The sequence below is a fragment of the Actinomadura fulvescens genome, assembly GCF_039533225.1.
Lineage (GTDB): Bacteria > Actinomycetota > Actinomycetes > Streptosporangiales > Streptosporangiaceae > Spirillospora > Spirillospora fulvescens.
Genome location: NZ_BAAATD010000003.1, coordinates 415166 through 429302 on the forward strand (window position 1 = coordinate 415166; position 14137 = coordinate 429302).

The following is a 14137-nucleotide window of genomic DNA, read 5'->3' on the forward strand; positions in this document are numbered from 1 at the left end:
GGGCCTTCGTGAGTCCAACCCCGGACGGGCCTGGTCAAGCTGCCCTCCCGATGAGCGGCAGTGGCGGCTGGTCCTGGCGGTCCACCGCGACCTTCCCTGGGGCATGCGGGCTTTGGCACAAGTCCGGCTTCACACTCGCCTGCCACGGCGGCGCGAAATGTCCGGGTGCTGACGTGTTCGGCCCTTTGGGGGCGGAGCGGCGGTCCTTAGCTTCGATCTTGTCCACGTTCGAGGGGAGGATGATCGATGGATCTGCAAAGGGCCGGTAAGACCGCGGTCGTCGCGGCCGCGAGCGGCGGCCTCGGTGATGGCGACCTGATCGTCGGCGCTCGCCGGTCGAGCAGTGCAACGATTCGCCAAGGCGATCGCGCCGCCGGGCCTCACGCGGTCGAACAGCGAGGCGCCGAAATCGCCTCCCACCAGATCGAGCGCCGCCTCGACCTTCCCGATCGCCGTGACAAGCATCGGCTCGGTGTAGTCCACGCAGGTGTGCGCGCCCAACTCGTACAGCGTGGAGTGGTGGTCGGGACGCGCCAGGGCGGTGACCGTGACGCCGCGCGCGACCGCCGATTACAGGCAGAGGTCGTTCAGCTCGAGTGAGTACGGCACGCTCAGCAGGCGGGGCATGTTCAGCCGGTACGGCTGCGTTGGTCCAGTCCAGGACATTGCTCAAGCCGAGTTCGGCCAGCAGTTCGGGCGTGTGGAAGGTCTCGTTGAGTGCCGGTCCCAGCCAGCCGCGGGGTCGTTGCCCGGTGCCCCGCTCGATGAATCTCGACGACGTCGGCGAGGAAGGCCCGCTCCTCCTCTAGCGGCGTTCCGGCGGGGAGGATGGAGTTGGTCTTGCCGTGTGCCAGCCAGGCCCAGCCCCGCGCGCGCCCGGCCTGGATGATCTGCGGATACCGTTCGGTGACGTCGGAGTTGAGCAGGACGCTGGCGCGCACGCGGTGCCGGTCGAGGATCTGCATCAGCCGCCAGATGGCGACGCGTGGTCCGTAGTCTCGCCAGCCGTAGTTGAGGGGGACGGGTGTCATCGGTTCGCGGTCGACGATCGGGCAGTAGTCGAAGAGCTGGTTCTCCACGGTGTACCTCCCAGTTGTGTTCATGGCGCGGGTCAGCTGAGGCGGACGAGCACGGTCCCGGCGAGCCGGCCGCGCAGGGCGGCGATGAGGGCGGTAGGCGCCCGGTCGAGTCCCTGGATGATCTGGTCCTGTGACCCGAGGTAAGTCTCGGCCGGGCTCAATGTGGTGTCGATGACGCTGGTGTCGGCGGCGTTGACCACGGCGTACTCGCGCCAGCCCGCGAAGTGGGCGACGGGCGCGTGCACCGGAACGGCCGCCGCGAGGGAATCGATGACCTCGCCGACGGCCTCGCCGGGGATGACCTCGCCAGGGTGTGGGGATGCGAGCCCCGGATCGTGCCGTAGGTAGGGCTCCAGCGACATCCAGGTGTTGCGGACCAGCAATTGGCCCGGCCGCGGAGCGGCCACCCGCACGCGGACCAACGCGAAGTGCTCGGGCCCGACCTCGCCGACCGGCCGGGAGGTCAGCAGTATCGCCCGGCCGGTCAGCAACGTTCCGTGCCTCATGCGGCGGCGTTCCTCGTCCTGCCCACCGTGGGGTGCCCGGCGCGTGTTTGATTCATGGTCGGTACGTTAAGAAGGCGGGCCCTGCCCCGGGAGGACTGGACGCGACACGAGGGGGACCGGACGCGTCAGTCCGGGTTCTGGCGGACGGTTCGGGGGCTGTGCCCGTACCAGCGATGGATCGCCCGGCGCAGGGCGCGCGGGTCGGAATAGCCGACGCGCGCGGCGATCGACTCCACGCTCAGCGACGTCTCCCGCAGATACTGGTCCACGCGCCGCTGGCGGAGGCGTTCCAGCTCCTCGCGCCAGCTCGTCCCGGCTTCGTTCAACCGGCGTTGCAGCGTTCGCGGCCCCATGGCCAGCCGGTGCGCCACCCGCGCCAGCTCGGGCGGGCCGTCGCCGACCGCGGTTTCCAGCGCGAGGTGGAACCTGTCCAGCCAGCTGACGACCGGTCTCGCGGTCTCCACTGTGATCCGCGCATGGTCGTTCAAGATCGCCGCAAGCGCGGGGTCGGACTGCGGAAGCGGTGTGGCGGCGTCCGCCTCGGTGAACGTGATCGACGGCGCTCCGGCCTCGAACTCGACGTTGCGCGTGCCGTACAGCTCGCACAGCGCGGCATGGCTGAGCGGTGCCCGGTGCGGCAGCCGCACCTGGACCGGCGTGAGCGGACGTCCGGCCCCCGAACTCGCCACCGTTTGGAACATGGACGGCACGAACTCCGCGATCAGCGGGTAGGACGGGTGATCCCGGTACGGACCGTCCCAGCTGACGGTCACCCCCGCACCGTCACGGGTGACGGCGATCGCGTCGACGGGGTCGGCGATGACCGCGAAGTGAAGGCCACTGGCGCGTAACGCGTCGGTGAGCGTGCCGGCGGCGGTGAACAAGTAATCCCACACGCCCAGGGTCCCCGGCCGCCACAGCTCCATCACCCGGGCGACCCCGCCCACCTCCATCAGCGCGCCGCCGACCGCCTCCCAGGTCCGCATGATGGTGGCGGTGGGTATCCGGACCGGATCCACACTCAACGTGTCGAACCCCGGAAGGCGCATGACCTGTCCCCGGTCCAGCCCGGCGGCGGTCCCCGCGTCGATCAGGAGCCGGGTCAGGTGCGGGGAAACGGTGTGCCGCACCAGCGGTTCACCGGCGCGGCGCCCGGTGTCCACGTCAGGCGCCCGGCCCTCGGGAGGGCCCGTCGGCTCAACGCCCCCCGCTTCACCTGGCAAAACCATAGAAACCAGACACTACAGATCGCCCCCAGAATGGATCAACACCAGGAGCGGTATCCCCCTTGGCCCGACCATTTGCCGACGACACCGACGGCCAGGCCGGACGATGTGGCGCTGCAGCTGGTACAGGGCCGGCCCCCCCGGCGCTCCGGCTCCACCCCTTCGTGATCGGCCGTTCAAGCGACCACGACGGGCCGAGTGCCCTCCTGGGGCACGCTCTCGGCCTTGGGGGTCCGCAAGACGACCATGGCGACGACGAACGCGGCCACCAGCAGTCCTGCCGCCGTGGTGAACGCCAGGTGGTAGCCGCCGGTGAGTGCCTCGGCCTGGTTGTGGCCCTGGCCGAGCAGGCGTTCGGTCTTGGATGCGGCGAGCGTGGACAGGACGGCGACGCCGAGCGCGCTGCCGATCTGCTGGGAGGTGTTGAAGAGACCGGAGGCCAGGCCCGCGTCGCCGCCCTTGGCGCCGGACATGCCCAGGTTGGCCAGGGCCGGGAGGACGAGGCCGCCGCCCGAGATCAACAGCATGACCGGCAGCAGGTCGGCGACGTAGTCTGCGTTCACCGGGACGCGGGTCAGCCAGACCATCGCGGCGAACAGCAGCACCAGGCCGCAGGCCAGGACGGTCCTGATGCCGAAGCGGGCGCTGAGTCGCGCCGAGGCGAACAGCGAGACCGCGCCGACCGTGAGGGCCGCGGGGAGCATGGCCAGTCCGGTCTCCAGCGCGGTGTAACCGAGAACTTTCTGCATGTGGAGCGCGACGATGATCTGGAAGGCGAACAAGGCCGAGAGCGCGAGTACTTGTACGAGGTTGGCGCCCGAGACGTTCCGTGAACGGAAGATGCGCAGCGGCATCAGCGGGGTCTTCGCCCGGGCCTGGCGGAGCACGAACGCGGCGAGCAGCGTGAGCGAGACGGCACCCAGGCCCAGGGTGTGACCGGCGAGCCAGCCGTGTTCCTCGACCTTGACCACGGTATAGATGCCGAGCATCAGGCCGGCGGTGACCAGCACTGCGCCGTAGATGTCGGCCCCGGCTGCGAGCCCGATGCCGCGGTCTGGCGGCAGCGCCCAGACGGCCAGCGCGATCGTGATCGCGCCGATCGGAAGGTTGACGAGGAAGATCCAGTGCCAGTTGAGCAGGTCGGTGAGCACGCCGCCCATGACCTGGCCGATCGAGGATCCGGCGGCCCCGGTGAAGCTGAAGACGCCGATCGCCTTGGCCCGTTCACGCGGCTCGACGAAAAGCGTGACCAGGATGCCGAGCACCACCGCCGAGGCCATGGCGCTGCCCACGCCCTGCAGGAACCGGGCGACGATCAGCATGGCCGGGGTCGTGGCGAAGCCCGCCAGCAGCGAGGCGGCGGTGAAGACCGCGTTCCCGGCCAGGAACATCGGCTTGCGGCCGATGAGGTCGCCGAGCCGGCCGGCCAGGAGAAGCAGCCCGCCGAACGCGATGAGGTAGGCGTTGACGGTCCAGCTCAGGCCGGCGGGTGAGAACCCGAGGTCGTTCTGGATGGCGGGCATGGCCACGGTGACGATGCTGCCGTCCAGGATCGTCATCAGGCCTGCGGCGGACAGCACTCCCAGGGCCAGCCCCCGGGAACGCGTGGTGGTGGTCGACATCGTCTCTCCTGGATGAGACAGCGCGCACCCGGTCATGGGTGGATCCATGACCGGGTGCCGGGGAAGGGCTATCGGATGACCTTTTCGGCGCCGCCGTCGACGATGTAGTCGACACCGGTGACGTAACCGGCCGCCGGTGAGCCGAGAAAGACGATCACATTGGCGATCTCCTGCGGGGTCCCCCAGCGGCCGAGCGTGACATTGGCCGCCCCGGGCAGGTCGGTGAGGAACTTCTGGGTGTCGTCCGACCCGCGGGCCGCGCTCAGCCTGGGGCCATACTCGTCCCACAGGGGCGTCTGGATCAGCCCGGGCGAGACAGTGTTCACCCGGATCCCGCGCGGGCCCAGCTCATCTGCGAGCCCCTTGCTGAAGTGGCTCAGCGCAGCCTTGGAGCTGCCGTACCAGTTCGGGCCGGCGGTCGGCCACCGGGCGACGCCCGTCGAGATGTTGACGACCGCTTCCCGCAGCAGGGTCTCGAGCGCACGGGTGACGCGCATCGTGGCGAAGAAGTTGAGCTCGAAGGCCTTCTGCCAGGTCTCGTCCGTGGTGTCGGCAAGCCCGCCGACCGGCAGCCCGGCCAGGCCACCCACCCCGTTGACGAGCAGGTCCACGCCGCCGAGCTCGGATTCGGCGGCCTGCCTGACCTTCTCCACGCCCTCGGCGCCGGTCAGGTCGGCCTCCACGGTAACGGCGCCGGTCTCTTTCAACGCGGGCGTCACGGTCCGGTCCACGCCCAGAACGCGTACACCCTCGGCGATCAGCGTGCGGACCACCGCGCCCGCGATGCCACCGCTCGCGGCGGTCACGACGGCGGTCTTCCCGGCGAGTTGCAGATCCATAGCTTTCGTCCTCTCAAGCCACGCCCCGGTCGGCGTTTCTCACGCCTGAACGCTAAGGAGCACGAGGGGCCCGAAGGAGGGTCGAACACGTCACGAAGAGGACAGAACGCGTCAGGCATCAGCCGATCGCCGCCGACGCCGAATGCGCGAGCTGTTCAGACGGCGTCACGCTCGCGGCGGGGTCACCAGGTCGAGCGTGCGATCCGAGATCGCGGGACGGCTACAGGGCGCGCAACGGATCCCTCGCATGGTCCGGAGGTTGGCACGCCCAATCTCCCCTCAAGGATCAAGTTGTAGCGTGTGCGGCGTGCGGCCGGGTCGCGGCGGCAGAACCTTGCCGATGGCGGAGACCGGAACACCTTCCACCACCTGCTCCAACGGGGACCGCATAGGGGCGGGCAAGAAAGCGAGGATCTCGAAGGCCCTCCGCTCGGGTCCGTGCGACCAGATGAAAGGTAGCTCTGCGTGACAACGTGAACGGCCCAGGGCGCTGGGGGAGCTACGCCCTTCGATCGGCAGGGGTGTTCGCCCCGTGGGACCACGGAGGTGGCCGCCTTCCCCGCCTTGGGGTGATCGATGTCAGTGCCATCGCTTCATGGCTCCGTCGGCGATGGCGTCGGCGGCCTCGCCGATGTGGCGGCCGACCATCTCCAGGCGTCGGATCAGCGCCTGCCGCTTCATCGATTCGATGGTGAGGGCACCGGTGAGGACCTGTGCGTTCTCGTACTGGCAGAGACGGCGGATCGTGCCGGCGGCCTTGCGGACCGGCATGGCGCTCCTGGTGGCCCGGGTGGGCCGGTCGGCCAGGTGGCCGGCGGTCTCCTGCAGGCTTTCCACGCTGGTGAGGACTTGGGTGAGAATCGGCCCGAAGCGTGACTGGTCGCTGACTCGGTACAGATGTGACTCGCGGATGAAGTCGCGGAGCGTGTCGAGCACGTCGTCGATGGACCGGGAGAGCCGGAACAGGTCCTCGCGGTCGAGTGGTGTGATCACCGCGTCGCCCAGCTCGCCGATGAGCCGGGCCCGGCAGGCGTCACCGCGATGTTCGATCTCGCGGATCCGGTCGTGGGCCGCCGCGGGGTCGGTGGTGCCGTGGATCATCGCCAGCGCGAGCCGGGCGCCGTCGAGAGTGGCGCGCAGCTGGCCGCCGAGCGCGTCGGCCAGTGCGGTGTCCATGCGTCCGCGGACGATGCCGCTGAGCCGGCGCAGATACCTCATGCCAGTGCACGCTGGGCCAGAAGCGCCGCCGCCGCTGCCGAGAGCAGGCTCGCCGGGAGCGTCACCAGCCAGGCGAGGACGATCTGCCCGGCGATGTTCCAGCGCACGCGGGCACGGCCGTGCCGGGCGGCGGCGCCGGCCAGGCCCCCGGCGAGGGCCTGGGTGAGGCTTACCGGCGTCCCGGCCATCGCGCATCCGAGCACCGTCCCCGCGGCGGCGATCTCCGCAGACACAGCGTGGACCGGCCGTACGGCGACCAGCCGGCCGCCCAGCGTACGGCCGACCCGTGCCATGGCGGACACGGTGCCCAGCAGCCACAACCCGGCGATCAGGACGAGCGTCGGGAGCGGTGCGGGCACCGCGGCGCCGGCGGCCACCGGACTGGACATGACGGCGAACACAGCGAGCATCTTCTGGCCGTCGTTCGCCGCGTAGGCCACGCACTGCAGCCCGAAGCCGAACCTGTGCACGTGCAGCAGGGCGTTGGGGCCGGTGGCCCGGGCCAGGCCGTGCGCGACGGTCACCGCCACGGCCGCTCCGACCAGGGGTGCGACCATACTGATCGCGAGCACGGACGCGAGTACGCCGGGAGAGACCGGCAGGCCGAAACCGAGCCCGGCACCGGTGAGGCCGCCCACGATCGCCAGCGTGAGACTCGTCGGACGGCCGGTCCAGGTGATGCAGCCGGCGACGACGAACGCGGCGAGGACGGCGACCGCCATGGCGGTACGGCCGTGCGGGCCGTCGAAGGTCACCAGACGGCTGGCGAACGTGGTGGCGACGTGGGCGCCGAGGAGCAACGGCACGGCCACGACCGCACCGCTCAACAGGAGCAGCCCGGACGAGGGGCGGGGGCGGGAGAACTTGAGGGTCGTCGCCAGGAGCGCACCGCCTTCGCTCGCGCCGCTGATGAGGATGAAGAGCACTGCGACGATCGCGAACGTGACGGTCACGCCTGCTCCGCTTTGGCCGGGACGCCCGGGGTGGGCGATGCGGCGAGCATGTCGATGAACTGCCGCGCGGGGCTGGAGGAAGGGAGATCCCGGCGGATGATCGCCCACAGCGGCTTGCGCAGCCGGGCCTGCTCGATCCGCAGGGCATGCAGGCTACCGGTGCGCAGTTCGTCCTGGACGGCCCCGGCGAGCACCAGGGAGATCCCCAGGTCGTTGCGCACCGCCTGCTTGACCGCTTCGGTGCTGCCGAGATTCATGGTGACGCGCAGCTTGTCGGCGGCCGCGCCGAGCCGCTGCCTGAGCAGCGTGCCGGTGCCGGTCTGCGGCTCGCCGCCGAGGATCGGCTGCCCGGCCAGGTCGGCCGGGGCGACCGTCCGCCGGTCCCGCCAGGCGTGCCCGGGCCCGACGATCACCACGAGTTCCTCGTCGGTCCAGGCCGTCGCCTCGAAGCCGGGCCGGTCCTCCCACCATTCCATGAGCGCGACGTCGATCCCGCCGGCCTCCAGGCGCTCGGCGATCGTCCCGTTCGCGCCGATGACCAGGTCTGCGTCCAGGTGGCCGGCGTACTCCTCGACGAAGCGCTTGAACACCGGCTGGATCAGGTACGTGCCGATGTTGGACGCGGCTCCGATCACCAGTCGGGGCCGCGACAGCACCCGCCCGGTGCGCTCGGCCAGATCCACGAGCAGTTCCGCGTAGTAGGCGAACTGCTCGGTGCCCGGCACCGGGCGGCAGCCGGCCCGGTCTCGTACGACCAGCGCCGTCTGCTGTGCTTCCTCCAACATCCGGATGTGCTGGGACACGCTCGCCTGCGACAGGCCCCGCTCCCGCGCGGCCGCGTGGAAGCTGCCGGTGCCGATGACCGCGAGGTAGGACGCTATGTGATCGAGGTTCACCTGGGCACCTCATTGAGCGCGTAGTCGGGGCTTCGGCCGGACAGTACGGCCTCTACCTGGCGGGCGGCAGCCAGCGACATGCCGCGCCGTACGGAATCCACGGCCGTGCCGAGATGGGGGGTGAACAGGGTCCGAGGGTGCCTCAGCAGCCGCTCCGGGATCCGCGTCCGGCGGCCCGGCTGTGCCCAGTCCTCCATCGCGAACACATCGGCTGCGTAGCCCGCGAGGTGCCCGGCCTCCAAGGAGTCGACGACCGCGCATTCGTCCACGACCGACCCACGGCAGACGTTCACCAGGTGGCTGCCTGGGCGCATCGACGCGAGCGCCGCGGAGTCCAGCAGATGGTGCGTCTGCGGGGACAGCGGCACCAGAGGGACGACGAGATCGCTGCTCGCCAGCAGCTCCGCCAGATCCACTTGCCGGGCTCCTGGCGGCGGTTGCACGGGCCTGGCGTCCGTATAGACGACCTGCGCGGCGAAGGGACCCAGCATCGCCACCAGCGTTCGGCCCACTTCACCCATGCCGATGATGCCGACCGTGGCGCCCTCCAGCGAGGACCCGTAGAGCTGCGGACGCCAGCCCTGGTACGTGCCCGTGCGGACGTGCCGGTCTCCTTCGCCGACTCTGCGCAGCAGGCCCAAGATCAGCGCCATCGCCAGCTCGGCTGCGGGCCGGGTGAGCTGGTCGGGGAGGTTGGTGACCCAGATCCCGCGGCGCGTGCACGCGGCCACGTCGATGTTGTCGTAACCCTTCAGGGTGGCGCTGACGACGCGCAGCTCCGGGCCTGCCTCGATGAACTCCTCATCGACATGGTCGGCCATGCAGACCAGCACGCCGACGGCGTCCTTGAGCTTCGCGAGCACCTCCCCACGCGGTACGACATCCCGCTCGGCGGGTGCTAGGGGCCGGCAGGAGCGCTCCAGCGCTCGGAGCACCTCGGCATGAACCCAGTGGGTGACGACCACCGGCCAGTTCGGATGGCTCAGCATCGATTAGCCTTCCTGAAGGAAGCCATGATTCAATTACATTAGCCTATCAAGGAGCTTCCATGGATCACCGACTGCTGGTGGGATCGACCTGGACCTGCCGGGAGCTGGACCTCCTGACAGCCCTGGGAACCCTGGAACGGGCCGGCTTCGCCGAGGTCGAGGTGTGGGCAGAGGGATTCCATCTGGACCCGCGCGTGAAGCCTGCCGTCGACAGCCTGGTCACCTGGCTCGACGCCCGCTCACTGGCGGTCCGGTCCGTACATCTGCCCTTCGACGCCATCCTCCCCGGCGGATCCGCCGACGACCGTGCGCAGGAATGGCAACGTCTGTGCACCGAGACGCTCGACCTCGCCCAAACCCTCGGCGCGAGCCTGGCCGTCGCGCATCCGGTCCTCTTCACCGACGGAGCCGACCAGGGTGACCGGGTGCTCGACCGCCTCGTCGACTCCGTGCAGGCGATCGGCGAACACGCCCAGGCGAGGGGCATCCAGCTGGCCCTGGAGAACATGCACACCCTGCGCGGGCCCACACTGCAATCGGTCCGCGAGCTTCGCACCGCGCTCGGGCGGCTGACCTGCCCGGCGGGCATCTGCCTCGACATTGGGCACGCGGTGTTCAACGGCTACACCGGGGACGGGCTCATCGCCGAGATAGCCGGTGCGGGTGAGCTGCTCATCAACACCCACATCCACGACTCCGACGGCGTCGGCCGCGATCCCCACCTGGTCCCCGGTGACGGGCTCGTCGACTGGCCCGCCACCTTCGACGCCTTCCATGCGGCCGGCTACCAAGGCCGCCATGTCCTCGAAATCCGAGGTGGGAGCGACCCGTACGCCACGCTGCTGCGGGCACGCGAGCGGCTCCTGTCCTGAAGCGGAGCCTGGGTTCCGCATCAGTTCCGCGGCAAGCGGGGCTCGCGCGGCAGGTCAGGCTGGTAGAGCGCGATCCGCGCGTGCGTACCGAGTTCCTCTCCGAAGACATCGATCAGGAGGGTGGAGGCGCCGTTCAAGACGGCGGGCGCCTCGGCGAATCCAGGCACGCTGTTGACGTAGCCCGCAAGTCGTACGACGCGGGCCACGTGGTCGAGACTGCCCAACTCGGCACGTGCCATGGCCAGCAGATTGATCGCGACCAGGCGCGCTGATGCGATCCCCTGCTCGACCGTGAGGTCACGGCCGATGTTCGTGCCGGAGCTGATCGCACTCACTCAGACCAGCTTCTGCAAACGAACATTGTCGTAAGTTAGAGCGCCACGTTTTCTGGAAGTTGTTATTTTCTGGAAATAGAAATTCAGAAAAGCTAGCGTGTGTCGGGTGAGCGATGTTGAGACGGTCGGCGAGCGGCCTTGCCGGTTCTGCGGGCGTGCTGTCGCGCAGCGCGCAGGACGAGGACGGCCTCGGGAATACTGCCTGCAGGGCGACTGCCAGGCGCGAGCCAAGCGGGAACGCGAACTGAGGCGGGCCACACCGGGACTGGAGGGTGCGCTGGCACGGGCCGAGGATCTGTATGAACGAATGGAGCAGGGCTTGACCGCCGCCCTCGCTCCCCTGGCCCAGGCACTGGACGCCGAACTGTCTCCGCGTGGTGTCGAGGCCCAGATCACCGCGGTGCGGGCCGAGGCACAGGCACAGGTCGCGGCGGCCCTGGCGGAACGGGAAGAGGCCACCGAACGGGCCGTTCGAGCTGAGAAGGACGCCGAGAAGGCCCGGGAGCAGGCACGGGCGGTACGGCAACGGGCTCAAGAGGCCGAAAAGCACCGCGACGACGCCGAGCAGGCACGTGCCGAGGCCGAGGCAGCGATGGCGACCACCAGAGATGAGGCGGAACGCGCGATCGCGGCGGTGCGGACGGAGGCCGACCGCCTCGTTCGCGAGGCCCGGGTGGAGGCCGCCAGGACCGCCGAGGAGGCCGCGGCGCAGGTGGAGAGCGCGCGTGCGGAGGCCCGGGAGGCACGGCGGACCGAGGCGATCGCGGTCAAGGAGGCCGAGCAGGCGCGCGAGGCAGCCGCCACCGCCGAGCGCGAACGGGCTGCCGCCGAGGCTCGGACGCAGGCCGTCGAGGAATCACGTGGGCGAGCCGAGTCCCGCCTGCGAAAGGCTGAGCAAGCCCACCAACAGGCCGAGACGCGGGTGCGGGAGGTTGAGGAGAAGGCCGCTGAACGCGACGCGGCCAGGGTGGCGGCGGAGCAGGCCCGTCAACAGGCCGAGAGGCAGATGCGGGAGGCCGAGCAGGCTCGTGAACGGGCGGAGGCGCGGATGCGGGAGGTTGAGGAGAAGGCCGCTGAACGGGACGCGGCCAGGGTGGCGGCCGAGCAGGCCCGTCAAAAGGCTGAGATGCAGATGCGAGACGCCGAGCGGGCTCGTGAGCGGGCCGAGTCGCGGGTGCGGGAGGTTGAGGAGAAGGCCGCTGAGCGGGACGCGGGCAGGGTGGCGGCTGAGCGGGCGTGGCGGCAGGCTCTTGAACGGGTGGAGACGGTGCGGGAGGAGAGCGCTGAGATGCGTGCTCTGGTCGAGCGGCTTCGGGGTGAGGTCGCTGAGGCCCGGCTCGAGCTGCGTGCCGAGCAGGTCCGCAACGGGGAGCTCGCCCGCGAGCGTGACTCGGCGCGGGAGGAGGCGTCCGCACAGCGGGAACGTGCGGTGGCGGCGGAGCTGCAGGTCAAAGGCGTGGTGACGCCGCCGGACTGATTCTGGGGTGACGATTTTTGTGACGGGATGTAGAGAGTGGGGCCGTCAGGTCCGACCTCTGGGTGAGGCGCCTCGTCCGGGGCGCGACCAGGAGGACGGGCATGTCAGATCCAGTGGTGCACTTCGAGATCATCGGAAGCGACCCGGGCCGGCTCCGTGAGTACTACGGCGCGCTGTTCGGGTGGGAGTTCAAGGTCGGCGACGCGGTGAACGAGGAGGTCTCCGAGCCGGGTGCCTACGGGTTCGTGGAGAGCGGCATCAACGGAGGCATCGGCGGCGGGCCGGGCTATGAGAGCCGTGTGCTGTTCTATGTGGGTGTCCCGGACGTCGAGGCGGCGCTCCAGGAGGCGGAGAGGCTCGGCGGGAGGCGGCTGATGGGCCCGGTGGGACGGGACTTCGCGGTCGGGCACTTCACCGACCCCGAGGGACACGTGATCGGCGTCGCGGGGCCGCCGGTGAAGGAGGGCGAATGAAGTACCTGCTGCTGATCTACAGCAACTCGGAGAACTGGGAGCATCCGATCTTCCTGGGCGATCCCGGGTTCCAGGCCCTGCCGCAGGAGGAACGCGATCGGCTGATCCGGCAGGCCGACGACCTCCACAAGGAGATCACCGAGTCCGGGGAGCTGGTGAGCGGCACCGCGCTGGCCGATCCCGTCACCACCATGACGGTGCGGGTGCGCGAGGGCGTCCCGGTGACCACGGACGGGCCGTTCGGCGAGGCCAAGGAGCAGCTGGCCGGCTACTTCGTCATCGACTGCGACGGCCCCGAGCGGGCGGCCGAGATCGCGGCGAAGTTCCCCGACGCGCGCTTCGGGCCGGTGGAGATACGCCCGATCATGGATCAGTCCGGCCAGGAGATGTGAACGGCGCCACCACGGTCGAGGACCTGCTGCGCCGCCTGGCGCCGCGGGTCCTCGCCGCGCTCGTGCGCCACCACGGGCATTTCGAGACCGCCGAGGACGCGGTCCAGGAGGCGCTGCTCGCCGCCGCGACGCAGTGGCCCGAACGCGGCGTGCCGGACCGCCCGGACGCCTGGCTGATCACGGTGGCGTCGCGCCGGCTGACCGACCAGCTCCGCAGCGAACGGGCCGGCAGGCAGCGGGAGGAGAAGGTCGTCGCGCGGACGTCGCCCGACGAGCTTCTCGCGCCCGCGCCCGACATCGAGCTGTCGCGCGGCGCCGACGACACCCTGACCCTGCTGCTGCTCTGCTGCCATCCCGGCCTCACCCCGCCCTCGCAGATCGCGCTCACGCTCCGCGCGGTCGGCGGCCTGACCACGGCGGAGATCGCCCGCGCGTTCCTGGTTCCCGAGGCGACGATGGCGCAGCGCATCAGCCGGGCCAAACAGCGCATCAAGGCGTCCGGCGCCCGCTTCCGGCCGCCGCCCGAGCACGAGCGGCCGGACCGGCTGCGCTCGGTCCTGCGCGTGCTCTACCTGGTCTTCAACGAGGGGTACACCGCGAGCTCGGGGCCCGACCTGCACCGCAGCGACCTCACCGGGGAGGCGATCCGGCTCGCCCGTGTCCTGCGCGGGCTGCTGCCGGGCGACGGCGAGGTCGCCGGGCTGCTCGCCCTCATGCTCCTCGTCGACGCGCGCCGCCCCGCCCGTACCACCGGAGACGGCGCCCTGGTCCCGCTCGCCGAGCAGGACCGCGGCAGGTGGCACCGGGAGTCGGTGGACGAGGGCATCGAACTGATCAGCCGTACGCTCTCCCGCGCCCGGCTCGGGCCCTACCAGCTCCAGGCCGCGATCGCCGCCGTGCACGCGGAGGCCGCGCACGCCTCCGACACCGACTGGCCCCAGATCGTCGCGCTCTACCGGCTGCTCGAACGGATGGACCCCAACCCGGTCGTCACCCTCAACCATGCCGTGGCGGTCGCGATGGTGGACGGACCGCACGCCGGTCTCGCGCTCCTCGAACCGCTGCGCTCCGACGACCGGCTGTCGGGCCATCACCGCCTCCACGCCGTACGGGCGCACCTGCTGGAGATGGCCGGTGACCGGGAGACCGCACGTTCGTGCTACCGGGCGGCCGCACGCCTGACCACCAGCCTCCCCGAGCAGCGTTATCTGCGAGGCCGCGAGGCCCGGCTCTCCGCCGCGCCGCCGTCACCGTAGCCCC

Annotated in this window: 16 protein-coding genes; 6 read left to right on the forward strand and 10 right to left on the reverse strand. The window is 70.5% G+C overall.

What is annotated here, in order from left to right:
• Positions 1–246: 246 nt before the first annotated feature.
• Entirely contained in the window at positions 247–600 is a 354-nt protein-coding gene (locus ABD333_RS13980) for a hypothetical protein (protein ID WP_344541072.1), read from the forward strand.
• A gap of 29 nt (positions 601–629) precedes the next feature.
• Here the strand turns inward: ABD333_RS13980 and ABD333_RS13985 are convergent, their stop codons facing one another.
• From ABD333_RS13985 to ABD333_RS14025, 9 genes are all read right to left on the reverse strand, one after another.
• On the reverse strand, positions 630–1079 hold the full coding sequence (locus tag ABD333_RS13985; RefSeq protein ID WP_344541074.1) for a polysaccharide deacetylase family protein: 450 nt from the start codon (positions 1077–1079) through the stop codon (positions 630–632).
• A gap of 32 nt (positions 1080–1111) precedes the next feature.
• Entirely contained in the window at positions 1112–1585 is a 474-nt protein-coding gene (locus ABD333_RS13990) for a hypothetical protein (RefSeq protein ID WP_344541076.1), read from the reverse strand.
• A gap of 125 nt (positions 1586–1710) precedes the next feature.
• Positions 1711–2748 (reverse strand): helix-turn-helix domain-containing protein, encoded by a 1038-nt coding sequence (locus ABD333_RS13995; protein ID WP_344541077.1) that lies wholly within the window; start codon positions 2746–2748, stop codon positions 1711–1713.
• 239 nt (positions 2749–2987) lie between these two features.
• On the reverse strand, positions 2988–4433 hold the full coding sequence (locus ABD333_RS14000; protein WP_344541079.1) for an MFS transporter: 1446 nt from the start codon (positions 4431–4433) through the stop codon (positions 2988–2990).
• Positions 4434–4501: 68 nt separating this feature from the next.
• Positions 4502–5272, reverse strand: a complete 771-nt coding sequence (locus ABD333_RS14005) for an SDR family NAD(P)-dependent oxidoreductase (protein WP_344541080.1) — start codon at positions 5270–5272, stop codon at positions 4502–4504.
• A gap of 579 nt (positions 5273–5851) precedes the next feature.
• Positions 5852–6490 carry a DUF47 domain-containing protein gene (locus ABD333_RS14010; RefSeq protein WP_344541082.1) on the reverse strand — a complete coding sequence of 213 codons (639 nt, stop codon included), beginning with the start codon at positions 6488–6490 and terminating at the stop codon, positions 5852–5854.
• Entirely contained in the window at positions 6487–7443 is a 957-nt protein-coding gene (locus ABD333_RS14015) for an inorganic phosphate transporter (RefSeq protein WP_344541084.1), read from the reverse strand. The genes ABD333_RS14010 and ABD333_RS14015 overlap by 4 nt, the downstream gene beginning before the upstream one ends.
• Positions 7440–8339 (reverse strand): LysR family transcriptional regulator, encoded by a 900-nt coding sequence (locus ABD333_RS14020; protein ID WP_344541086.1) that lies wholly within the window; start codon positions 8337–8339, stop codon positions 7440–7442. Before ABD333_RS14020 ends, ABD333_RS14015 begins: the two co-directional genes overlap by 4 nt.
• Complete coding sequence (locus ABD333_RS14025) at positions 8336–9328, reverse strand: NAD(P)-dependent oxidoreductase (protein ID WP_344541088.1); 993 nt, start codon at positions 9326–9328, stop codon at positions 8336–8338. Before ABD333_RS14025 ends, ABD333_RS14020 begins: the two co-directional genes overlap by 4 nt.
• Before the next feature lie 59 nt (positions 9329–9387).
• Here ABD333_RS14025 and ABD333_RS14030 point away from each other — a divergent pair, with 59 nt between their 5' ends.
• On the forward strand, positions 9388–10200 hold the full coding sequence (locus ABD333_RS14030) for a sugar phosphate isomerase/epimerase family protein (RefSeq protein WP_344541090.1): 813 nt from the start codon (positions 9388–9390) through the stop codon (positions 10198–10200).
• Positions 10201–10220: 20 nt separating this feature from the next.
• Here ABD333_RS14030 and ABD333_RS14035 read toward each other — a convergent pair whose 3' ends face one another.
• The gene (locus ABD333_RS14035) at positions 10221–10535 is read right to left on the reverse strand and encodes a RidA family protein (RefSeq protein WP_344541092.1); all 315 of its coding nucleotides are present in this window, start codon (positions 10533–10535) and stop codon (positions 10221–10223) included.
• Between the two features lie 106 nt (positions 10536–10641).
• Here ABD333_RS14035 and ABD333_RS14040 point away from each other — a divergent pair, with 106 nt between their 5' ends.
• The 4 genes from ABD333_RS14040 to ABD333_RS14055 all read left to right on the forward strand — a co-directional run bounded on the left by ABD333_RS14040 (position 10642) and on the right by ABD333_RS14055 (position 14133).
• The gene (locus ABD333_RS14040) at positions 10642–12012 is read left to right on the forward strand and encodes a coiled-coil domain-containing protein (protein ID WP_344541094.1); all 1371 of its coding nucleotides are present in this window, start codon (positions 10642–10644) and stop codon (positions 12010–12012) included.
• A 101-nt stretch (positions 12013–12113) separates the two neighbouring features.
• A complete protein-coding gene (locus ABD333_RS14045; protein ID WP_344541095.1) occupies positions 12114–12485 on the forward strand; it encodes a VOC family protein in 372 nt (123 codons plus the stop codon).
• Positions 12482–12877 carry a YciI family protein gene (locus tag ABD333_RS14050; RefSeq protein ID WP_344541096.1) on the forward strand — a complete coding sequence of 132 codons (396 nt, stop codon included), beginning with the start codon at positions 12482–12484 and terminating at the stop codon, positions 12875–12877. The genes ABD333_RS14045 and ABD333_RS14050 overlap by 4 nt, the downstream gene beginning before the upstream one ends.
• Positions 12874–14133, forward strand: a complete 1260-nt coding sequence (locus ABD333_RS14055) for an RNA polymerase sigma factor (RefSeq protein WP_344541097.1) — start codon at positions 12874–12876, stop codon at positions 14131–14133. The genes ABD333_RS14050 and ABD333_RS14055 overlap by 4 nt, the downstream gene beginning before the upstream one ends.
• The last annotated feature ends 4 nt before the right edge of the window (positions 14134–14137 follow it).

Bases quoted from the DNA above. Each gene is read 5' to 3' on its own strand.
- ABD333_RS14030 (WP_344541090.1), top strand. From the start codon at position 9,388: ATGGATCACCGACTGCTGGTGGGATCGACCTGGACCTGCCGGGAGCTG.
- ABD333_RS14025 (WP_344541088.1), bottom strand. From the start codon at position 9,328: ATGCTGAGCCATCCGAACTGGCCGGTGGTCGTCACCCACTGGGTTCAT.
- ABD333_RS14045 (WP_344541095.1), top strand. From the start codon at position 12,114: ATGTCAGATCCAGTGGTGCACTTCGAGATCATCGGAAGCGACCCGGGC.
- ABD333_RS14010 (WP_344541082.1), bottom strand. From the start codon at position 6,490: ATGAGGTATCTGCGCCGGCTCAGCGGCATCGTCCGCGGACGCATGGAC.
- ABD333_RS13980 (WP_344541072.1), top strand. From the start codon at position 247: ATGGATCTGCAAAGGGCCGGTAAGACCGCGGTCGTCGCGGCCGCGAGC.
- ABD333_RS14000 (WP_344541079.1), bottom strand. From the start codon at position 4,433: ATGTCGACCACCACCACGCGTTCCCGGGGGCTGGCCCTGGGAGTGCTG.
- ABD333_RS13990 (WP_344541076.1), bottom strand. From the start codon at position 1,585: ATGAGGCACGGAACGTTGCTGACCGGCCGGGCGATACTGCTGACCTCC.
- ABD333_RS14005 (WP_344541080.1), bottom strand. From the start codon at position 5,272: ATGGATCTGCAACTCGCCGGGAAGACCGCCGTCGTGACCGCCGCGAGC.
- ABD333_RS14050 (WP_344541096.1), top strand. From the start codon at position 12,482: ATGAAGTACCTGCTGCTGATCTACAGCAACTCGGAGAACTGGGAGCAT.